Annotated in this window: 16 protein-coding genes; 13 read left to right on the top strand and 3 right to left on the bottom strand. The window is 72.5% G+C overall.

Annotated elements, in window-relative coordinates; translation table 11 throughout:
- Positions 1–20: 20 nt before the first annotated feature.
- Positions 21–758 carry a class I SAM-dependent methyltransferase gene (locus tag ACWC2T_RS02635; RefSeq protein WP_450668632.1) on the top strand — a complete coding sequence of 246 codons (738 nt, stop codon included), beginning with the start codon at positions 21–23 and terminating at the stop codon, positions 756–758.
- A gap of 56 nt (positions 759–814) precedes the next feature.
- Positions 815–1879 (top strand): S1C family serine protease, encoded by a 1065-nt coding sequence (locus ACWC2T_RS02630; RefSeq protein WP_450668631.1) that lies wholly within the window; start codon positions 815–817, stop codon positions 1877–1879.
- A 48-nt stretch (positions 1880–1927) separates the two neighbouring features.
- Here ACWC2T_RS02630 and ACWC2T_RS02625 read toward each other — a convergent pair whose 3' ends face one another.
- Positions 1928–2140: a hypothetical protein gene (locus tag ACWC2T_RS02625; RefSeq protein WP_055709718.1), complete on the bottom strand. Its 213-nt coding sequence runs from the start codon at positions 2138–2140 to the stop codon at positions 1928–1930.
- 81 nt (positions 2141–2221) lie between these two features.
- Here ACWC2T_RS02625 and ACWC2T_RS02620 point away from each other — a divergent pair, with 81 nt between their 5' ends.
- The gene (locus tag ACWC2T_RS02620; protein ID WP_450668630.1) at positions 2222–3424 is read left to right on the top strand and encodes a bifunctional adenosylcobinamide kinase/adenosylcobinamide-phosphate guanylyltransferase; all 1203 of its coding nucleotides are present in this window, start codon (positions 2222–2224) and stop codon (positions 3422–3424) included.
- Between the two features lie 103 nt (positions 3425–3527).
- Here ACWC2T_RS02620 and ACWC2T_RS02615 read toward each other — a convergent pair whose 3' ends face one another.
- Entirely contained in the window at positions 3528–4511 is a 984-nt protein-coding gene (locus tag ACWC2T_RS02615) for a methyltransferase domain-containing protein (RefSeq protein WP_450668629.1), read from the bottom strand.
- 133 nt (positions 4512–4644) lie between these two features.
- Here ACWC2T_RS02615 and cobT point away from each other — a divergent pair, with 133 nt between their 5' ends.
- From cobT to ACWC2T_RS02600, 3 genes are all read left to right on the top strand, one after another.
- The gene (gene cobT / locus ACWC2T_RS02610; protein ID WP_450668628.1) at positions 4645–5742 is read left to right on the top strand and encodes a nicotinate-nucleotide--dimethylbenzimidazole phosphoribosyltransferase; all 1098 of its coding nucleotides are present in this window, start codon (positions 4645–4647) and stop codon (positions 5740–5742) included.
- Positions 5743–5810: 68 nt separating this feature from the next.
- Complete coding sequence (locus ACWC2T_RS02605) at positions 5811–7820, top strand: phosphatidylglycerol lysyltransferase domain-containing protein (RefSeq protein ID WP_450668627.1); 2010 nt, start codon at positions 5811–5813, stop codon at positions 7818–7820.
- A gap of 10 nt (positions 7821–7830) precedes the next feature.
- On the top strand, positions 7831–8595 hold the full coding sequence (locus ACWC2T_RS02600) for a hypothetical protein (RefSeq protein ID WP_450668626.1): 765 nt from the start codon (positions 7831–7833) through the stop codon (positions 8593–8595).
- Between the two features lie 568 nt (positions 8596–9163).
- On the opposite strand, the gene ACWC2T_RS02595 is transcribed toward ACWC2T_RS02600, so the two are convergent.
- The gene (locus ACWC2T_RS02595; RefSeq protein WP_450668625.1) at positions 9164–9928 is read right to left on the bottom strand and encodes a hypothetical protein; all 765 of its coding nucleotides are present in this window, start codon (positions 9926–9928) and stop codon (positions 9164–9166) included.
- 60 nt (positions 9929–9988) lie between these two features.
- On the opposite strand from ACWC2T_RS02595, the gene ACWC2T_RS02590 reads away from it, so the two are divergent.
- From ACWC2T_RS02590 to aceE, 7 genes are all read left to right on the top strand, one after another.
- Positions 9989–10774, top strand: coding sequence for an adenosylcobinamide-GDP ribazoletransferase (locus tag ACWC2T_RS02590; protein ID WP_450668624.1), 786 nt, complete (start codon positions 9989–9991; stop codon positions 10772–10774).
- A 97-nt stretch (positions 10775–10871) separates the two neighbouring features.
- Positions 10872–11402 carry an RDD family protein gene (locus tag ACWC2T_RS02585; protein ID WP_450668623.1) on the top strand — a complete coding sequence of 177 codons (531 nt, stop codon included), beginning with the start codon at positions 10872–10874 and terminating at the stop codon, positions 11400–11402.
- Positions 11403–11629: 227 nt separating this feature from the next.
- Entirely contained in the window at positions 11630–13195 is a 1566-nt protein-coding gene (locus ACWC2T_RS02580) for a leucyl aminopeptidase (protein WP_450668622.1), read from the top strand.
- A 267-nt stretch (positions 13196–13462) separates the two neighbouring features.
- On the top strand, positions 13463–14851 hold the full coding sequence (lpdA, locus tag ACWC2T_RS02575; RefSeq protein ID WP_450668621.1) for a dihydrolipoyl dehydrogenase: 1389 nt from the start codon (positions 13463–13465) through the stop codon (positions 14849–14851).
- Positions 14852–14912: 61 nt separating this feature from the next.
- Positions 14913–16721, top strand: coding sequence for a 2-oxoglutarate dehydrogenase, E2 component, dihydrolipoamide succinyltransferase (gene sucB / locus ACWC2T_RS02570; protein WP_450668620.1), 1809 nt, complete (start codon positions 14913–14915; stop codon positions 16719–16721).
- A 285-nt stretch (positions 16722–17006) separates the two neighbouring features.
- Entirely contained in the window at positions 17007–17630 is a 624-nt protein-coding gene (locus ACWC2T_RS02565; protein WP_450668619.1) for a GntR family transcriptional regulator, read from the top strand.
- 282 nt (positions 17631–17912) lie between these two features.
- Positions 17913–20615: a pyruvate dehydrogenase (acetyl-transferring), homodimeric type gene (gene aceE, locus ACWC2T_RS02560; protein ID WP_450668618.1), complete on the top strand. Its 2703-nt coding sequence runs from the start codon at positions 17913–17915 to the stop codon at positions 20613–20615.
- Positions 20616–20686: the final 71 nt, after the last annotated feature.

Genomic DNA, 20686 nt, shown 5'->3' with positions numbered 1-20686 from the left:
ATGTCGTACGCCAGGAGCTGGTGGCGCGGCAGCTGGACGAGCAGATAGCCGGGCGGTTCCCGGTCGGGCAGCGGCTGCGGGTGCTCGACGTGGGGATGGGCCAGGGCACGCAGGCGCTGCGGCTGGCCCGGCTCGGCCATCAGGTGACCGGGGTCGAGCAGGACGCGACGATGATCGCCGCGGCGCGTGCGGCGCTGGCCGCCGAGCCGGAGGGCATCCGTGAGCGGGTGCGGCTGGTCCAGGGCGACGGGCGGGACACCGGTGTGCACTTCCTGCCGGGCAGCTTCGACGTGGTGCTGTGCCACGGGGTGCTGATGTACGTCGAGGAGCCGGACCCCCTGGTGGCGGGCCTGGCGCGGATGCTGGCCCCCGGCGGGCTCCTCTCCCTGCTCGTCCGCAACGGCGACGCGCTCGCCATGCGGCCGGGCCTCGCCGGTGACTGGGCGGGCGCGCTGGCCGCCTTCGACACCACCGCCTACCTCCCCCATTCTCGAATTGACTCGAACGGGGGGACCCCCATCCGCCTCGGCCTGGACGTACGGGCCGACCGGCTGGCCACCCTCACCGCCACGCTCGACGGGATCGCGGCCCCGCTGCACGCCTGGTACGGCGTGCGGGTCTTCACGGACACGGCGGCGGACGACGCGGAGCTCCCGCAGGATCTTCAGACGCTGCTCGCGGTCGAGGAGCGGGCCGGTCGCACGGACCCCTACCGCCGGGTGGCGGCGCTGCTGCACCTGTGCGGCGTACGGGGCTGAGACCGTTCGGGCCAACACCGCGGGCCGGATGATCGGCGCGCGGTGAGACTCGGGGCATGGACGCTTCCCGGATCCGTGCCCCGTGGAGGGTCGCGGTCGCCGCGGCGCTGGTGTGCTGCGTGGCGGCGAGCTGTACGGCCACCGCTCCCGAGGACCGGCAGGACGCCGGCGCGACGGCGCGGGCGGTGGTGCCGATGACCGTGGGTGATCTGCAGAGCCAGTACCAGCGGGTCATCCGGCAGGTCCTGCCGTCGGTCGTGCAGATCCAGGCGAGCCACGGTCTGGGCTCCGGGGTGGTGTACGACGGCACGGGGCACATCGTCACCAACGCGCACGTGGTCAGGTCGGAGAAGACCTTCCAGGTGACCACGGCGAACAGTGAGGAGCCGCTCACCGCGCGCCTGGTGTCCTCCTACCCCGAGCAGGACCTGGCCGTGATCAAGCTGGACAAGGTGCCGACCGGGCTGCGGGCGGCGGTGTTCGGAGATTCCGAGAAGGTGGAGGTCGGCCAGATCGTGCTGGCCATGGGCTCGCCGCTCGGGCTGTCCTCCAGCGTGACCCAGGGCATCGTCTCGGCGACCGGGCGGACCGTCAGCGAGGTCCCCGGCGGGGGTACGGGCGCGACGATCGCGAACATGGTGCAGACCTCGGCCGCCATCAACCCGGGCAACAGCGGTGGCGCGCTGGTCAATCTCGCCGGTCAGGTCATCGGCATCCCGACGCTGGCCGCCGCCGACCCCGACCTCGGGGGCAGCGCGGCACCCGGCATCGGGTTCGCCATCCCGGCGTCGATGGTCAAGACGATCGCCGGGCAGATCGTCCAGCACGGCAGGGTCACCAACTCCGGGCGGGCCGCGCTGGGCATCACCGCGCGGACGGTCGTGGACGACCGCTACCGGCCCGCCGGGGTGACGGTGGTCAGCGTCAGGCCCGGCGGCGCCGCGGACAAGGCGGGCCTGCGTCCGGGCGACACCATCACCAAGGTGGGCGACCGGCCGATCTCCACCGTCACCTCCCTCGCGGAGGCGCTGGCGGCGGACACGCCGGGCCAGAAGACGTCGGTGACCTACCAGCGGGGCGGCACCGAGAAGACAGTGGAGGTGACGCTGGGCGAGCAGTGACGAGGGGTACGACGCCTGCGACCGCGGGGCCGCACCCCCGGGCACCGGCTACGCCGCGTCGGCGTGCAGGCTCATCGGGCCGTAGATCTCGGTGTTCTCCTCGAACAGCCGCACCTGGTCGGCGCCGCCCTCCAGGAGCGCCTTCCAGTGCTCGCCGATCCAGGACTCCGCATCCCCCTGCGTGGTGAACTCCTCGGGCTGCACCGCGGGCTGGACCTCCGTCCCGTCGGCCTTCTCGAACCGCCACGTCCATGCCGTCATGTGGGCCTCCTAGTGATCCAACTCGTGCTCGCAGCCTAGCCGGGAGCGCAAGACCTGCTGGGACGGGTGAGAATCGATCCCGTGGAAATCACTCTGCTCGGTACTGGTGCCCCGGCTGGGCTGCCGCGACCCGACTGTCTCTGTGCCGCCTGTGCGCGGGCGCTGGGGCAGGACGCCCGCGCGGCCACCGCCGTGCTGGTCGACGGGGAGCTGCTGCTCGACCTGACGCCCGGCGCGGCGTTCGCGGCGGCGCGGGCCGGGCATTCGCTGGGCGGGGTACGGCAGGTGCTGTTGTCGCATCCGCACGACGGCCCGGCGGTGGAGGTGCCGGCCGGGCTGCCGCAGCCCGGGCGGGTGCCGGACGGGCGGGAGTTGGCGCTGCTGACGGGGCATCGGGTGCGGGCCGTGGCGATGGACGCGGGCGGCACCGGATACGCGGTGAGCGGACCGGACGGGCAGCGGCTGCTGTATCTGCCGCCGGGCGGGGCACCGGCGGGTCTTCAGGAGGCGACCGCGGAGTCGTACGACATGGTCCTCCTGGACGTCGTCGGGCGCCCGGACGCGCTGGCACGCCTGCGGGCGGTGGGTTCGGCCGGGCCGACGACGGACGTGCTCGCCGTCCACCTCGACCACGATGTGCCGCCCGGCGCCGAGTTGCGGCGCCGGCTGGCGGCGGCCGGGGCGCGGGCGGTGCCGGACGGTACGACGCTGACGGTCGGCGCGTACGAGGACGTGCCGGACGTGCCGCGCCGGACACTGGTGCTGGGCGGGGCGCGCTCGGGCAAGTCGGTGGAGGCCGAGCGGCGGCTGGAGTCCTTCCCGGACGTGCTGTACGTGGCGACCGGTGGGACGCGGGGCGGGGACACCGAGTGGGCCGAGCGGGTGGCCGCGCACCGGGAGCGGCGGCCGGGGTCGTGGCGTACGACGGAGACGACGGACCTGGTGCCGCTGCTGGGCGAGGACGGGCCGCCGCTGCTGATCGACTGTCTGTCGCTGTGGCTGACGGATGCCATGGACCGCGTCGGGGCGTGGGACGACGCGGAATGGGCGGGCGGCGGTGAGAAGTCCCTGCGGGAGCGGGTGCGGGAGTTGACCGAGGCCGTGCGCTGTACGCGGCGGACGGTGGTGGCCGTGTCGAACGAGGTGGGGTCGGGGATCGTGCCGGCGACGGCGTCCGGGCGGCGGTACCGGGATGAACTCGGGCGATTGAACGCGGCGTTCGGGGAGGAGTGCGAGCAGGTGCTGTTGGTGGTGGCGGGGCAGGCGTTGGTGCTGCGCGGTTGACGGGCACCCTGTACTGATGCTGGCCGCGCCCCGAAGGGGCGCGGGGCTGTATCGATATGCGGCTCCGCCGCGTGGGCGCGACCAGCCCACCCCGCACCCCCAGTCAGCCACGGTCCTTGCGGGCCACGATCCTGTAGGCGTTGGAGAACCCCGTGCGGCGGAACAGAGGCGCCAGGGCGTGGTCCAGGGCCGAGGCCAGCATCCGCACGGGTGCCAAGGCGGCTCTCAGCAGCGGGATCTGGGCCACCGCCAAGGAGACCGCCGCGGACAGGTCGTAGGGCATGTGGGGATCCCTGCGGTCGACCACCAGAACCGTGCAGCCGAGGTTCTCCAACTCCGCCCGCAGATTTGCCAAAGGCAGCAGGTGGAGGTGGCGCGGCTGGCCGTAGGGGAGCCAGAACCTGCCCAGCAGCGCAGCGAACCCGCAGCGGGGGTCGGCGACTTCCACGACGAGGTGGCCGCCGGGGCGCAGGGCCGACAGCGCGGCGCGGATTTCGGCGCGCGGGTCGGGCGTCTGCTCCAGATGGCGGAACATGCTGACCACGTCGTAGCGGCCGCGCAGCCGGGCCGTCATGCCGGGCGTGGCGAGGTAGCCGCGGTGGGCCTCTTCGACCCGCTCCTCCAGCTGGGCCTGCTGCACCCGGGCCGTGGGGTCCAGGCCGTCGAAGCTCGTGTACGGGAAGAACTCCTTCGCCGCCTCGGGGAAGCGGGCGTGGCCCGTGCCCACGTCCAGCCAGCTCTCCGCCTCGGCCAGCGCCGACAGCCTCCGGGCGGCGGCGCGGTGCCGTCGGCGGACCGCGCGGGCGGACAGGACGCGGGCGGTGAACTCCTCCAGGTGCCGTTCGTAGAAGTCCCGGTGGAAGAAGGCGAACCCCTCCGCCGTGAGCCGGGGGTTCTGGAAGACGTGGCCGCAGGCGCGGCACTGGTCGACGACGAACCGGCCCGGCCGGTGTCGCAGGGGGTCGCCCGCGCGCACCCGGGTGCGCAGCCGTGCGGAGCCGCACCAGGGGCAGTCCTCGCGGGCCGGTTCGAGGAACGGGTCGGAGGACCGCGGGAGGGGCGTCGGCGTGGAAGGCAAGGTCGGCATGGGCAACTCCCTGGGCGACATTCCGCAGCAAACCGGAACGTATGGGATGCCGATCTTGGGTGCAATGATGTTGTGGGGGTGTGGTGGCCATGTGGCGCGGAAGCGTTCGTTCCCGGGCGGTACTGTTCGGCGAATGAGCAGGCTTAATCTGGACGACTTCACCGATCTGATCGAGCGCCCGGACGGGGGCGTGCGCCGCGACGCCGAGGCCCGGCGGGAGCGCCAGATCGTGCCGCCCGGGGCGCTGGGCCGCCTGGACGCGCTGGGCGAGTGGCTGTCCGCCGCACAGGGTGCCGTACCGGTACGGCCCGTTGAGCGGCCGCGGGTGATCCTCTTCGCCGGTGACCACGGGATCGCCGGGCTGGGCGTCTCGGCGCGCCCCGCCGGCAGCGCCGAGCAGCTGGTGCGGGCCGTGCTGGAGGGTGCGAGCCCGGTGTCCGTGCTCGCGCGCCGGCAGGAGGTGCCCGTACGGGTCGTGGACATGGCCCTCGACTGCGCGCCGGACGCCTTCCCGGAGGACGTGGTACGGCACCGGGTGCGGCGCGGCAGCGGCCGTATCGACATCGAGGACGCGCTCACCCTGGAGGAGGCCGAGGCCGCCCTGCGGGCCGGGATCGCCGTGGCCGACGAGGAGGCCGACTCGGGCACGGACCTGGTGGTGCTCGGCGACATCAGCGTGGGCGGGACCACGGCCGCGGCGGTGCTGATCGCGGCCCTGTGCGGGACCGACGCGTCGGTGGTGACCGGGCGGGGCGGGCTCGCGATCGACGACCTGGCGTGGATGCGCAAGTGCGCGGCGATCCGGGACGCGCTCAGGCGGGCGCGGCCGGTGCTCGGGGACCAGTTGCAGCTGCTGGCGACCGTGGGCGGGGCGGACCTCGCGGCGATGACCGGGTTCCTGCTGCAGTGCGCGGTACGGAAACTGCCGGTGATCCTCGACGGGGTGGTGGCCGCCGCGTGTGCGCTGGTCGCGCAGCGGGTCGCGTTCCGGGCGCCGGACTGGTGGCTGGCGGGGCACGACAGCGGGGAGCCGGGACAGGCGAAGGCGCTGGACCGGATGGCCCTGGAGCCGCTGCTGGAGCAGGGCGTGAAGGTCGGCGAGGGCGCGGGGGCGCTGTTGGCCCTGCCGTTGGTGCGGGCCGCCGCGGCACTGGCCGCCGAGCTTCCCGAGAAGCCGGAGGCCGAGAAGGAGAATCCGGAGGCCGAGAAGCAGAACGAGGAGCAGGAGTAGCGGGGTTTGGGCGAGCCCCCGGCGGAAAAGTGAGGTTCGCCAGAGCGGCCCCCATATGATCCTGCCCCATGGGAGATGCCCGAAATGCCGTTCCGCAGCACGCCGAGCCGGGGCGTCCGGGTGAGGAGGGGCGGCGGCCCGGCGGGAGCTCCCGGCGGGCCGCCGCCATCGCCGTCTGGTATCTGCGGACCGTCGCCTTCATCAACTTCCTCAGCGCGGTCTGGGTCTCGCTCGGCCAGGACGTGCGCCGGCACAACCAGGACGACTTCTTCACCCCGTACCTGCTGACGGCCGGCTTCGCCTCGGGTGTGTTCACCGCGTTCCTGGCGATCACCATGCGGCGCCGCAAGCGGGCGGCCTGGATCCTGAACGTGGTGCTCAGCGGGGCCTTCCTCGCGCTGTTCGCGTTCGCCATGGCGTTCCCGGAGATCCGGCGGTACGCCCAGAACTGGGTCTCGCTGGCGCTCACGGCCGTGTTCGTGGGCGCGCTGCTCGTGGGCCGCCGGGAGTTCTACGCCAAGGGCGACCGGTCCAACCCGCGGCTCGCGGCGACGGTCGCCGTCGGCGGCGGGCTGACCGCGAGCCTGCTGGCCGGGCTGCTGGTGACGGCCACCAACCAGGCGCCGGACGCGGCCCGTTCGACCTTCTTGGAGCGCTGGCACTACGGCACCCTGCGCCTGGTGTCGGTGGCCGCCGACGAGTCGCGCTTCCCCGGGATCGACCCGCCGAACTGGGCCAACGTCGCGATCAACGTGCTCAGTACGGCCCTCGTGCTCGCCGTGTTCTACGCCGCGTTCCGCTCCCGGCGCGCCGTCGACCCGCTCACCGAGGACGACGAGAAGAAGCTGCGGGCCCTGCTGGACAGGCACGGTGAGCGGGACTCGCTGGGCTACTTCGCGCTGCGCCGGGAAAAAAGCGTGGTGTGGTCGCCGACCGGGAAGGCTGCCGTCGCCTACCGGGTGGTCGGCGGGGTGAGCCTGGCCTCCGGGGATCCGCTCGGGGATCCGGAGGCGTGGCCGGGCGCGATCGCGCCGTGGCTGGCCCAGGCGCGGGCGCACGGCTGGATCCCGGCGGTGATGGGGGCGAGCGAGGAGGCGGGGACGGTTTACGCCCGGCACGGGCTCGACGCCCTGGAACTCGGCGACGAGGCGATCGTGGAGGTCGCCGACTTCACACTGGAGGGCCGGGCGATGCGCACGGTCCGGCAGGCGTACAACCGGGTGAGGCGGGCCGGGTACGAGGTGCGGATCCGGCGGCACGAGGACATCCCGGCGGACGACATGGCGCATCTCGTCGAGCGTGCGGACGACTGGCGGGACGGGGCGACCGAGCGCGGGTTCAGCATGGCGCTCGGCCGGCTCGGGGAGCCCGAGGACGGGCGGTGCGTGATGCTGGAGTGCACCGACGCCGAGGGGAGGCTGCGCGCGCTGCTGTCCTTCGTGCCGTGGGGGCCGCACGGGCTGTCCCTGGACCTGATGCGCCGCGACCGGGACTCCGACAACGGGCTGATGGAGTTCATGGTCATCGAACTGCTGCGGCGCGCCGACGAGATCGGGATCACGCAGGTCTCACTCAACTTCGCGATGTTCAGGTCGGTCTTCGAACGTGGCGCGCGCCTCGGTGCCGGTCCGGTGCTGAGGCTGTGGCGGTCGCTGCTCAGCTTCTTCTCCCGCTGGTGGCAGATCGAGTCGCTGTACCGCGCCAACGCCAAGTACCGGCCCATCTGGGAGCCGCGGTTCCTGCTCTTCGAGAAGAGCGCGGACCTGCTGCGCATCGGCCTCGCGTCGGCCCGCGCGGAGGGCTTTCTGGGGGGCCTGTCGCCGGATTCCCGTCGTCCACCCGGAGGGCGGGCCCCGCGGCGTCTGGTGCGTGCGATCGCAAGGCGCCGGAGCGTCCTCGTGGCGGAGCCACGTGGGCGTTTCGGCAACGCGGCGTGGGGGTCCCCCCGCGCGAGCGAAGCCGAGCGTGGGGGAGTGCGTGCCAGGCGTCGCGGGGCAGGCGGGAATCCGGCGACAGGCCCCGCGGCGCCGGGACTGCCGAAGTGGCTGCACCGCAGACACCTGGACACACACCGGTGAGGACCAACCGATGACAGCGCTCGTCCGCTGGGCCCGTGAGGAGTGGGGGCCGCTGTACGTCACCGTACGCACGGTCCTGCTGAAGCGGCACCTGTGGGCGGCCCCGATGACGCTCGGCGCGGTGTGTCTGACGACCCTGCTGCAGTACGTGCAGAACCGGCCGTGGGGCTATCAGTTCGTGCAGGACCTGGGCGCCGTACGGGCCGAGGACCCCCTGTGGCTGGCCCTGCTGCGCACGCCCCTCTCCCTGTTCGTGCCGGCGCTGGACCTGCCGGTGTGGGGTGCGCTGACGCAGATCCTGCTGGTGTTCGGGATCGCCGAGGTGTGCATCGGCTGGTGGCGGACCCTGGTCATCGCGTACGCCGCCACCCTCGCCGGAACCCTCTACGCGCGCGTCGGCATCTCGCTCGGCGCGCACGCCCCGTTCGGGCTGCCGTGGACGGACGCGCAGGTGGTGGACACGGGCCCGTCGGCGGCCGTGGTGGGGCTCGCCGTGTTCGTGAGCTGGCGCTACGGCGCATACGCCACCTCAGGCGCGGTGACCCTGGCGATGGTCGCCGAGGTCCTGGTCAAGCAGAACCTGGCGGGCAAGGAGCATCTGGCCGCGCTGATGGCCGTGGGCCTGATCTGCCTCGCAGTGGCGGTGCGCCACCGCTACGGGTACCGGCTGCGGTTTCGCCCGCGGCACGCGTACCGGCGCGTCCTGCGGCGCGTTCAGCGACGATCGGACACCCGGGCCGAGCGCGGCTCGGGCTTGCCGCCGATCCAGTCCTGAACCGCACGACTCCGCCGGGCCCAACGGCGGTCGTGGCGGTAGGCGCGCAGGGGCCGCCCTGGCACGAGCGCAGGGGGCGGCGGCCGTACGAGTACCTGGCTGCGGTTTCGCCCGCGGCACGCGTACCGGCGCGTCCTGCGGCGCGTTCAGCGACGATCGGACAGCCGGGCCGAGCGCGGCTCGGGCTTGCCGCCGATCCAGTCCTGAACCGCACGACTCCGCCGGGCCCAACGGCGGTCGTGGCGGTAGGCGCGCAGGCTGCCCTGGCACGGGCGCGGGGGCAGGGGCGGCGGCCGTACGAGTACCTGGCTGCGGTTTCGCCCGCGGCACGCGTACGGGCGTACTGCTGCGGCGCGTTCAGCGGCGGTCGGACACCCGGGCCGAGCGCGGCTCGGGCTTGCCGCCGATCCAGTCCTGAACCGCACGACTCCGCCGGGCCCAACGGCGGTCGTGGCGGTAGGCGCGCAGGCTGCCCGGGCACGGGCGCGGGGGCAGGGGCGGCGGCCGTACGAGTACCTGGCTGCGGTTTCGGCCGCGGCGCTCGTACGAGCGTACTGCTGCGGCGCGTTCAGCGGCGGTCGGACAGCCGGGCCGAGCGCGGGTCGGGCTTGCCGCCGATCCAGTCCTGAACCGCACGACTCCGCCGGGCCCAACGGCGGTCGTGGCGGTAGGCGCGCAGGGCGGCTTTGGCACGGGCGCGGGGGCGGCGGCCGTAGAAGCGGCGGGCCCATGGGGAGCCGGGGCGGGCCAGCCGTACGGCGCCGACGAGTGCGACCAGCGGCACGATCACCCCGAAGACCGCGACGCGCGCCTTGCCCTTGCTCAGGGCGATGAGCGCGAAGAGGAAGTTCATGCCGATGGTGCTGAGGGCACCGCCGCGGTCCTGCAGTTCCTGCGGGGACAGGCCGTTGACGCCGAACGGGGCGAACCCGGCGAGCAGCAGCCCGACGAGCGCGGCGGTGAGCACGACGATCTCGACGCTCTTGCGGCCCTCCTCGGTCCAGTAGACGTCGTCCAGATGCAGGATCAGCGCGAACTCGTCCAGCACCAGCCCGACGCCCATCCCGAACAGCACGGCGGCGACCGCACCGCCGGCGCCGTGCCAGTCGCTGGCGAGCATGCCGAACCCGCCGACAATGGTGAGGACGACCCCGGGCACCACGTGGTGGATGTGCATTCCGCCCGCCCTGACGTTCCCGAACGGGCCCTTGCCGGCCCGGATCAGCCGGGTGATCACCCGGGTGACGACGAACGTGAGCAGGAAGGCGACGAGGGCGAGCAGCAGCGGGAGCTTGCCCGGTTCGACGATGTTCCGCACCCACCAGTGCCCCATATGCGCACCTTATCCCCGGGCGCGGCAGGCAGCTCCGCGACCGCCGGGTAACCTGCGCCGGTGCGCAAGACCTCCCCCCTCGACGGCCTCCGCTTCGCCTTCGGCACCCTCACCGTGCTGCCCGTCCGGGTGCACCGCTGGGACCGCGCGGCCGCACGCGGCGGCATGCTGAACGCCCCCGTCGCCGGACTCGTCGTGGGCCTTGGCGCGGCCGGACTCGGACTGCTGCTCCTCGCCCTGGGCGCCGGCCCGCTGCTCGCCGCCACCGCCTCCGTCGCCGTACCCGCGGCCCTCACCCGGGGACTGCACCTCGACGGCCTCGCCGACACCGCCGACGGCCTGGGCAGCGGCAAGCCCGCCGAGGACGCACTGCGGATCATGAAGCAGTCGGACATCGGCCCCTTCGGGGTCATCACCCTGGTCCTGGTGGTGCTGGCGCAGGTCGCGGTGCTGGCCCAGCTGTACGGCGACTCCTGGGCCCGGGGTGCCCTGGCGGCCGTCGTCTCGGCGGTCACGGCCCGGCTCGCCCTCACCCTGGCCGCCCGCACCGGGGTGCCGGCCGCCCGCCCGGAGGGGCTGGGGGCGGCGGTGGCCGGGGTGGTGCCGGTGGGCGGCGCGCTGTCGGTGGCGCTCCCGGTCGTGTCGGCCGCGGCGGCCTGGGGGGCGGTCACGGGTCCGTACGCCGCCGTGCGCGCCGCCGCCGCGGTCCTGCTGGCCCTGGGCACGGCCGAACTCCTGCTGCGCCGCTGCGTACGCCGCTTCGGCGGGGTGACGGGGGATGTCTTCGGCGCCGTGGCCGAGACGGCGGCGACCACCGCTCTCGTGGTGCTGTCCCTGGGCCGATAAGCTTCACGGCCGTACACGGACAAGAGAGTTGTGATGTGGGGGGAATTCCGTGCTGAGGCTGCGCCGTGCCCTGTCCTGGTCCATAGACTTCGCACTCGTGGCGTCGGTGGCCGCCCTCCTGGCCGTGCTCACCTTCCACCGCGTCACCGCCCTCGTCACGGACGTGCCCTCGCTGGCCACCAAGGGCGGCCTCGACCTCGTGACCTCGCGCGGCGACGTCATCGGCGCCTCCGAACACCTGGGTCTGTCCCTGTGGGACAAGGTGGTCCTGGACGTGGAGGAGGCCTTCGGCGCGCTCGTCGTCATCGCGTTCCTCTACCAGTGGGCCTGCCTCGCCCTGCTCGGCCGCACCCTCGGCAAAGGCCTGCTCGGCCTGCGCGTCACCCCACGGCTGCCCGGGCACGCCCTGCGCCGCGCCGCCGTCACCACCGTCGCCGACGTCGCGGTGTACGCGCTGGCCTGTGTGCTGCTCATCGAGGGGCAGTTCGGTCTCTCGGTGCTGGTGTGGGCCATCGCTGTGCTGCTGTTCCTGGTCAACGCCCTGTCGGTGGTCCTCCCGGGCCGCCGCTCCCTCGCCGACCGGCTGGCCGGCACCTGCGTCCTCGGCGCGTTCCAGCAGGCGGAGTAGGGGTGCGCGGTGCGCGGAAGTGACCGCGGCGCCACACACAGGTGAACGCCCGCAGGAATGAGTGAACGCGCGCACGCGCGTAGTCTCGTCCCGGGTGTTCGCCGACAGGGTGAAGGCCCCGGTTGCCACCCGCGCCCAGGGATGGACCTAGGGTCGGCTCTCGGGCCCGGTCGACCCACCCCCCATCGGCCACAGCAACTTCACATCGGAAGCGAGATTTCACCACCGTGACTGCTCTGACTCTCAGCACCGCCGCGGCGCCCGGCCTCCGGGCCGACGCGATCGTGATCGGTGTCGCCAAGGGCACCAAGGGCCCCGTCATCGCGCCGGGCGCCGAAGCCGTGGACAAGGCGTACGACGGCAAGCTGGCCGGCGTCCTGGAGACCCTCGGCGCCTCGGGTGCCGAGGGCGAGCTGACGAAACTGCCCGCTCCGGCCGGCTTCAAGGCACCGATCGTCGTGGCGGTCGGCCTCGGCGCGGAGCCGGACGCCAAGAGCGAGAACGAGGACGGCGAGGCCGACGAGGCCTACGGCGCCGAGGCGCTGCGCAAGGCCGCCGGCGTGGCCGCCCGCGCGCTCGCCGGGTCCAGGAAGGCCGCGTTCGCGCTGCCCGTCGACGGCCCCGGCGCGATCGGTGCGATCAGCGAGGGCATCCTGCTGGGCGCCTACTCCTTCGACGTCTACAAGGAGAACGCCGCCCAGGCGAACGATGGTGCCAAGGCCAAGAACGGCAAGGCTCCGCTGGCCGAGGCCGCGCTGCTCGGCGGCAAGCCGCGCGACGCCGCCCACAAGGCGGCCGTGGCCCGCGCCGTCGCGGTCTCCGAGGAACTGAACCGCGCCCGCGACCTGATCAACACCCCGCCGAACGACCTGAACCCCGCCATCTTCGCGGGCATCGCGCAGACCGCGGCCAAGGAGCACGGCATCAAGGTGCAGGTGCTCGACGACAAGGCCCTGGCCAAGGGCGGCTACGGCGGCATCCTCGGCGTCGGCAGTGGCTCGGCGGCCACCCCGCGCCTGGTGAAGCTGTCGTACAAGCACCCGAAGGCCGCGAAGCACCTGGCCTTCGTCGGCAAGGGCATCACCTACGACTCGGGCGGCATCTCCCTGAAGCCGGCCGGGCACAACGAGACGATGAAGTGCGACATGAGCGGTGCGGCGGCCGTGTTCGCCGCCGTCGTCGCCGCCGCGCGCCTCGGCCTGGAGGTCAACGTCACCGGCTGGCTGGCGCTGGCCGAGAACATGCCGTCCGGCTCCGCCACCCGCCCCGGTGACGTACTGCGCATGTACAGCGGCAAGACCGTGGAGGTCCTCAACACCGACGCCGAGGGCCGGCTGGTGCTCGCCGACGCGTTGTGGGCGGCCTCGCAGGAGAAGCCGGACGCGATCGTGGACGTGGCCACGCTGACCGGCGCGATGGTGCTGGCCCTGGGCCACCGGACGTTCGGTGTCATGGCCAACGACGACGCGTTCCGCTCCGCGGTGCACGAGGCGGCGGAGGAGGTCGGCGAGCCGGCCTGGCCGATGCCGCTGCCGGAGCACCTGCGCAAGGGCATGGAGTCCCAGGTCGCCGACATCGCGAACATGGGTGAGCGGATGGGCGGCGGGCTGGTCGCCGGCCTCTTCCTGCAGGAGTTCGTGGGCGAGGGCATCACCTGGGCGCACCTCGACATCGCCGGGCCGGCCTTCAACGAGGGCGGTCCCTTCGGGTACACGCCGAAGGGTGGCACGGGGTCGGCGGTGCGGACGCTGGTGCGGCTCGCCGAGCTGACCGCTGCGGGTGACCTGGGCTGAGGTTCGCCTGTTGACTCGGGTCGCACTGCCGTATGGCGGCTTTCGGGGCGTGGGGACTGGTCGCGCAGTTCCCCGCGCCCCTTCGGGGCGCTCTAGTGGGACGTCTCACACTCCAGCCCCGCGTCTCGTCCGCCTCGAACAAGTGCAAAGATGGAGCCCGGCAGGACAGGGCCCCCACCGAAGGGCCGAAGCATCAAGCGGCCGGACACCAGCCGCCCGCCGGTCACAGGAGACCGGCGCAAGGCGCACATGCATGGAGGACGTGACGTGGCGAACGACGCCAGCACCGTTTTCGACCTAGTGATCCTCGGCGGTGGTAGCGGTGGTTACGCCGCAGCCCTGCGCGGAGCGCAGCTGGGCCTGGACGTCGCCCTGATCGAGAAGGACAAGGTCGGCGGCACCTGCCTGCACCGGGGTTGCATCCCCACCAAGGCCCTGCTCCACGCGGGCGAGATCGCCGACCAGGCCCGCGAGAGCGCGCAGTTCGGCGTCAAGGCCACCTTCGAGGGCATCGACGTCCCGGCCGTCCACAAGTACAAGGACGGCGTCATCGCCGGCCTGTACAAGGGCCTGCAGGGTCTGATCGCGTCCCGCAAGGTGACGTACATCGAGGGTGAGGGCCGGCTGTCCTCCCCCACCTCCGTCGACGTGAACGGCCAGCGCGTCCAGGGCCGCCACGTCCTGCTGGCGACCGGCTCCGTGCCGAAGTCGCTGCCGGGCCTGGAGATCGACGGCAACCGGATCATCTCCTCCGACCACGCCCTCGTCCTGGACCGCGTGCCGAAGTCCGCGATCATCCTGGGCGGCGGTGTCATCGGCGTCGAGTTCGCCTCGGCGTGGAAGTCCTTCGGCTCGGACGTCACGGTCATCGAGGGCCTGAAGCACCTCGTCCCGGTCGAGGACGAGAACTCCTCGAAGCTTCTCGAGCGCGCGTTCCGCAAGCGCGGCATCAAGTTCAACCTCGGCACCTTCTTCCAGAAGGCCGAGTACACCCAGGACGGCGTGAAGGTCACCCTGGCGGACGGCAAGGAGTTCGAGGCCGAGGTCCTCCTCGTCGCCGTCGGCCGCGGCCCGGTCTCGCAGGGCCTGGGCTACGAGGAGCAGGGCGTCGCCATGGACCGTGGCTACGTCCTGGTCGACGAGTACATGCGGACCAACGTCCCGACCATCTCCGCCGTCGGCGACCTCGTCCCGACGCTCCAGCTCGCGCACGTCGGCTTCGCCGAGGGCATCCTGGTGGCGGAGCGTCTGGCCGGTCTGAAGGTCGTTCCGATCGACTACGACGGTGTCCCGCGGGTGACGTACTGCCACCCGGAGGTCGCCTCCGTCGGTATCACCGAGGCCAAGGCCAAGGAGATCTACGGCGCGGACAAGGTCGTCGCTCTGAAGTACAACCTGGCGGGCAACGGAAAGAGCAAGATCCTCAACACCGCGGGCGAGATCAAGCTCGTCCAGGTGAAGGACGGTGCCGTGGTCGGCGTCCACATGGTCGGCGACCGCATGGGTGAGCAGGTCGGCGAGGCCCAGCTGATCTACAACTGGGAGGCGCTGCCGGCCGAGGTCGCCCAGCTCATCCACGCCCACCCGACGCAGAACGAGGCGATGGGCGAGGCGCACCTGGCGCTCGCCGGCAAGCCGCTGCACTCCCACGACTGAGCCTTCGGTCCACGGGCGCGACGACACAGACTTCCGCAATTCGTTAGGAGCAACCGAAACCATGGCGGTTTCCGTAACCCTTCCGGCGCTCGGCGAGAGCGTCACCGAGGGCACTGTCACCCGCTGGCTGAAGGCCGAGGGCGAACGCGTCGAGGCCGACGAGCCGCTGCTCGAGGTCTCGACCGACAAGGTCGACACCGAGATCCCCTCGCCGGCCGCCGGTGTGCTGGCCTCCATCAAGGTGGCCGAGGACGAGACGGTCGAGGTCGGCGCCGAGCTGGCCGTGATCGACGACGGCACCGGCGCGCCGGCTGCCGCTCCGGCCCCGGCCGCCGCCGAGGCCCCGGCTCCGGCTCCGGCCGCCGAGCCCGCTCCGGCCCCGGTCGCCGAGGCCCCCGCCGCCCCGGCCCCCGCCGCCGCTCCGGCCGCCGCCCCCGCCGGTGGCGCCCAGGGCACGGACGTGGTCCTGCCCGCGCTCGGTGAGTCCGTCACCGAGGGCACCGTCACCCGCTGGCTGAAGTCGGTCGGCGAGACCGTCGAGGCCGACGAGCCGCTGCTCGAGGTCTCCACGGACAAGGTCGACACCGAGATCCCGGCGCCCGCCTCCGGCGTGCTGCTGGAGATCGTGGTCGGCGAGGACGAGACCGCCGAGGTCGGCGCCAAGCTCGCCGTCATCGGCGCCCCGGGTGCCGCCCCGGCCGCCGCTCCGGCTCCGGCCGCCCCGGCCCCCGCCGCCGCTGCCCCGGCCGCTCCGGCCCCGGCTCCGGCCGCCCCCGCGGCTCCGGTTGCCCCGGCCCCGGCCCCCGCCGCTCCGGCTCCGGCTCCGGCTCCGGTGCCCGCCGCCGCTGCCCCGGCTCCGGCCGCTCCGGCGCCCGCCCCGGCCCCGGTCACGCCGGCCACCGCGCCGACCTCCCCGACCGCCACCCAGGCGACGGACGAGGGTGCCTACGTCACCCCGCTGGTGCGCAAGCTCGCCGCCGAGAACGGCGTCGACCTGGCCACCGTCAAGGGCACCGGCGTCGGCGGCCGTATCCGCAAGCAGGACGTCATCGCCGCCGCCGAGGCCGCGAAGGCCGCCGCCGCTGCCCCGGCTCCGGCCGCCGCTGCTCCGGCCGCCGCCAGGAAGGCCCCGGCGCTGGAGGTCTCCCCCCTCCGTGGCCAGACCGTCAAGATGCCGCGCATCCGCAAGGTCATCGGCGACAACATGGTCAAGGCGCTGCACGAGCAGGCGCAGCTGTCGTCGGTCGTCGAGGTCGACGTCACCCGCCTGATGCGCCTGCGCGCCCAGGCCAAGGACTCCTTCGCCGCGCGCGAGGGCGTCAAGCTCTCCCCGATGCCGTTCTTCGTGAAGGCGGCGGCCCAGGCGCTGAAGGCCCACCCGGTCATCAACGCCAGGATCAACGAGGCCGAGGGCACGATCACCTACTTCGACTCCGAGAACATCGGTATCGCGGTGGACTCCGAGAAGGGCCTGATGACCCCGGTCATCAAGCACGCCGGCGACCTCAACATCGCGGGCATCGCCAAGGCCACGGCGGAGCTGGCGGGCAAGGTCCGCGCCAACAAGATCACCCCGGACGAGCTGTCCGGCGCGACCTTCACCATCTCCAACACCGGTTCGCGCGGCGCGCTGTTCGACACGATCATCGTGCCCCCGGGCCAGGTCGCGATCCTCGGCATCGGTGCCACGGTCAAGCGTCCGGCCGTCATCGAGACCGAGGAGGGCACGGTCATCGGCGTCCGCGACATGACCTACCTGACCCTCTCCTACGACCACCGCCTGGTCGACGGCGCCGACGCGGCCCGTTACCTGACGGCGGTCAAGGCGATCCTGGAGGCGGGCGAGTTCGAGGTCGAGCTGGGCCTCTGATTGCCCTGCTCAGGTAGTACGACGCCCCGTCCGGAGTCTCTCCGGACGGGGCGCCGCCTTTGCAGGGGGTCGGCTGCAACTCCCCAGGGGCGCGGGGAACTGCGCGAGGAACCACCGACGACCCGCACCCGCCCGACAACGGACGGAACCGAGCTGTTCGGCGCCCGGCCCCACCACCGGAGGTGTGCGCCTTGTCTCACCTGCACGAAAGCACCCCCACGTGCCCTACCCGCGGAGCGAACCCGCCGTATTGTCTAAACGTCAGCCCTCCCTAAGGAGCCCTCCATGACCGCGCCCGTCGTCCACTCGCTGCGCGAACAGATCCGCGAGCACATCGTGGAGGGAATCGTCAGCGGGCGCTGGCAGCCGGGTGAGCGGATCGTGGAGCGCCGGATCGCCACCGAGCTGGAGGTCAGTCAGACCCCGGTCCGCGAGGCCCTGCGCGAGCTGGAGTCGCTCCGGCTGATCGAGTCCGCGCCGAACAAGGGCGTGCGGGTACGGAACCTGACGGCGGCCGACCTGGAGGAGAGCTACCCCGTCCGGGCCGGCCTGGAGGCCATCGCGGCGGAGCTTGCGGCCGACCGCCTCGCCGAGGACTGCTCGGCCCTGGAGCCGCACGTCCTGGCCCTGTACGACGCCGACCGCAACGCGGACGGCACCGCCCAGGTGCGCCACACCGTCGGCTTCCACCGCGAACTCGTCCGCGCCGCGCAGAACTCGGTGCTGCTGCACACCTGGGAGGGCCTCGGCATCGAGGTGTTCACGGCGCTGTCCATCCGCTGGCTGGGCACGGTCCAGCAGTCGTACGCGGAGGAGCACGAGGAGCTGGTGGCCGCGTTCAAGAGGCGGGACCCCCGCATCCCCGAGATCGTGAAGGCACACGTCCTGGGGTGCGCGCCGCGCGCCTGACGCGGGCTTGAGCAGTCGAGCAGACCCCCGCTCAAACGCCGCCCCACCTGCGAAAACAAGGCCATTCGGCGTCACCCGGTGCCATTCTTGAAGGCACCGGGTGCCGACTTTCTCGGAATCGAGAGGTTTTCGAGCTCAACCCTTTGATCGATCATCGATCAGGGAGTTACAGTCGCCGACGGACTTCTACCGAAGCCCGCCTGCCCTGTCCTGCCAAAGACCAAGGGCACCCCCGAACCCTTACCGATGAGGGAACCCCCTTCGACTGAGGAAGGCGGCGACATGACCGACCCCAACGCCATCCAGCCGAGCGCGCTCGACCAGCTCCCCGACCGCGACCCGGAGGAGACCGCCGAATGGCAGGCCTCCCTCGACGCCGTCGCCAGGGAGGCCGGGCCGCACCGCGCCGCATACCTGATGCGCCGCACGCTGGAGCGCGCCGAGGCGGGCGGCATCGCGCTGCCGAAGCTCCTCGAAACCGACTACGTCAACACCATCCCCACCTCCGCCGAGCCGGCCCTGCCCGGCGACCCGGAGATGGAGGCCCGGATCACCGCCTGGAACCGCTGGAACGCGGCCGCGATGGTGACCCGTGGTGCGAAGCACGGCGTCGGCGGCCACATCGCCACCTTCGCCTCGGCCGCGTGGCTCTACGAGACCGGCTTCAACCACTTCTTCAAGGGCAAGGAGGGCGACGGCTCCGGCGACCAGCTGTACATCCAGGGCCACGCCTCCCCCGGCATCTACGCCCGCGCCTTCCTCGACGGCCGCCTGACCGAGGCGCACCTGGACAACTTCCGCCAGGAGGCCGGCGGCAACGGCCTGCCGTCCTACCCGCACCCGCGCCGCCTGCCCTGGCTGTGGGAGTTCCCCACCGTCTCCATGGGCCTCGGCCCGCTCTCCGCGATCTACCAGGCGCGCTTCAACCGGTACCTGACCAACCGCGGTATCAAGGACGTCTCCGCCTCCCACGTCTGGGCCTTCCTCGGCGACGGCGAGATGGACGAGCCCGAGTCGACGGCCGCGCTCGCGCTGGCGAGCCGCGAGGGCCTCGACAACCTGACCTTCGTCATCAACTGCAACCTGCAGCGCCTCGACGGCCCGGTCCGCGCCAACTTCAAGATCGTGCAGGAGCTGGAGGCCCAGTTCCGCGGCGCCGGCTGGAACGTCGTCAAGACGCTGTGGGGCTCGGCCTGGGACGAGCTGTTCGCGCTCGACACGACCGGTGCGCTCGTACGCCGTCTGCGCGAGGTACCGGACGCCCAGGTGCAGACGTACCAGACCCGCGACGCCGCCTACATCCGCGCCGACTTCTTCGGCAAGGACCCGGCGCTCGTCGAGATGGCGAAGCTGCTGAGCGACGACAAGATCCTTGAGTGCTTCCACCTCTCCCGTGGTGGTCACGAGGCCCGCAAGGTCTACGCCGCGTACAAGGCCGCCGTCGAGCACAAGGGCGCGCCGACCGTGATCCTGGCCCAGACGGTCAAGGGCCACACCCTCGGCGAGGGCTTCGCGTCGAAGAACGCCAACCACCAGATGAAGAAGCTCTCGGTGGACGAGTTCAAGGCGATGCGCGACCTTCTCGAACTGCCCATCAAGGACAGCGACTTCGTCGACGGCGTGGTCCCCTACGGCCACCCGGGCGCCGACTCCCCCGAGGTCCGCTACCTCCAGGAGCGCCGCGCGGCCCTCGGCGGCCCGGCCCCGGCCCGCCGTACGCACGCGCTGGCCCCGCTGCCCGCCCCCGCCGAGAAGGCCTTCGCCTCCTTCGACAAGGGCTCGGGTTCGCAGAACGTGGCGACGACGATGGCCTTCGTCCGCCTGGTCAAGGACCTGGTCCGCGACAAGGAGACGGGCAAGCGCTGGGTGCCGATCGTCCCCGACGAGGCGCGCACCTTCGGCATGGAGAGCCTGTTCCCGTCGCTGGGCATCTACTCCCCCAAGGGCCAGACGTACGAGCCGGTCGACCGCGACCAGCTGATGTACTACAAGGAGGCCAAGAACGGCCAGATCCTCAACGAGGGGATCACCGAGGCCGGTTCGATGGCCGACTTCATCGCCGCGTCCACCGCGTACGCGACGCACGGCGAGGCGATGATCCCCTTCTACATCTTCTACTCGATGTTCGGCTGGCAGCGCACCGCCGACCAGATGTGGCAGCTCGGCGACCAGCTCGGCCGCGGCTTTCTCGTCGGCGCGACGGCCGGCCGTACGACCCTGACGGGCGAGGGTCTGCAGCACGCCGACGGCCATTCCCCGGTGATCGCCGCGACCAACCCGGCGGCGCTGACGTACGATCCCGCGTTCGCCTACGAGATCGCGGTGATCGTCCGTGAGGGTCTGCGCCGGATGTACGGCGAGGCCAAGCCGGGCGAGGACCAGAACGTCTTCTACTACCTGACGGTCTACAACGAGCCGCTGCCGCAGCCCGCCAAGCCGGCCGGCCTCGGCATCGACGAGGGCATCGTCAAGGGCCTGTACCGCTTCAACACGGCGGAGTCGGCGGGCCTGTCCCCCGCCGCCAACGCGCCGCGCATCCAGCTGCTGGGCTCCGGTACGGCGATCCACTGGGCCCTTCAGGCACAGAAGCTGCTCGCCGAGGAGTGGGGCGTCGCGGCCGACGTCTGGTCGGCGACCTCCTGGACGGAACTGCGCCGCGACGCGATGGAGGCGGACGCCGCCCTCCTGCGCGGCGAGGAGCGGGTGCCGTACGTCCGCCAGGCCCTGCAGGGCGCCGAGGGCCCGGTGCTGGCCGTGTCCGACTACATGCGCCAGGTTCCCGACCAGATCGCGCAGTGGGTGGAACAGGACTACTCCTCCCTGGGCGCGGACGGCTTCGGCCTCTCCGACACCCGTGAGGCCGCCCGCCGCCACTTCGGCATCGACGCCCCGTCGATCGTCGTCGCGGCCCTGGCCCAGCTCGCGCGGCGCGGCGAGGTCAAGGCGACGGCGGTGAAGGAGGCCCGGGACAAGTACGGGCTGTAATCCCTGACAAGTACAGGCTGTAATACGGACTGTAAAGAGCGCCGACGAGGCCCCCGCTGCGGCGGGGGCCT

The organism is Streptomyces sp. NPDC001393, assembly GCF_053597455.1.
This window is presented reverse-complemented; position numbering and strand designations above follow the sequence as displayed.

Coding starts and splice junctions, on each gene's coding strand:
- ACWC2T_RS02630 (WP_450668631.1), top strand. CDS start 815: ATGGACGCTTCCCGGATCCGTGCCCCGTGGAGGGTCGCGGTCGCCGCG.
- ACWC2T_RS02625 (WP_055709718.1), bottom strand. CDS start 2,140: ATGACGGCATGGACGTGGCGGTTCGAGAAGGCCGACGGGACGGAGGTC.
- ACWC2T_RS02615 (WP_450668629.1), bottom strand. CDS start 4,511: ATGCCGACCTTGCCTTCCACGCCGACGCCCCTCCCGCGGTCCTCCGAC.
- cobT (WP_450668628.1), top strand. CDS start 4,645: ATGAGCAGGCTTAATCTGGACGACTTCACCGATCTGATCGAGCGCCCG.
- ACWC2T_RS02605 (WP_450668627.1), top strand. CDS start 5,811: ATGGGAGATGCCCGAAATGCCGTTCCGCAGCACGCCGAGCCGGGGCGT.
- ACWC2T_RS02600 (WP_450668626.1), top strand. CDS start 7,831: ATGACAGCGCTCGTCCGCTGGGCCCGTGAGGAGTGGGGGCCGCTGTAC.
- ACWC2T_RS02595 (WP_450668625.1), bottom strand. CDS start 9,928: ATGGGGCACTGGTGGGTGCGGAACATCGTCGAACCGGGCAAGCTCCCG.
- sucB (WP_450668620.1), top strand. CDS start 14,913: ATGGCGGTTTCCGTAACCCTTCCGGCGCTCGGCGAGAGCGTCACCGAG.
- ACWC2T_RS02565 (WP_450668619.1), top strand. CDS start 17,007: ATGACCGCGCCCGTCGTCCACTCGCTGCGCGAACAGATCCGCGAGCAC.
- aceE (WP_450668618.1), top strand. CDS start 17,913: ATGACCGACCCCAACGCCATCCAGCCGAGCGCGCTCGACCAGCTCCCC.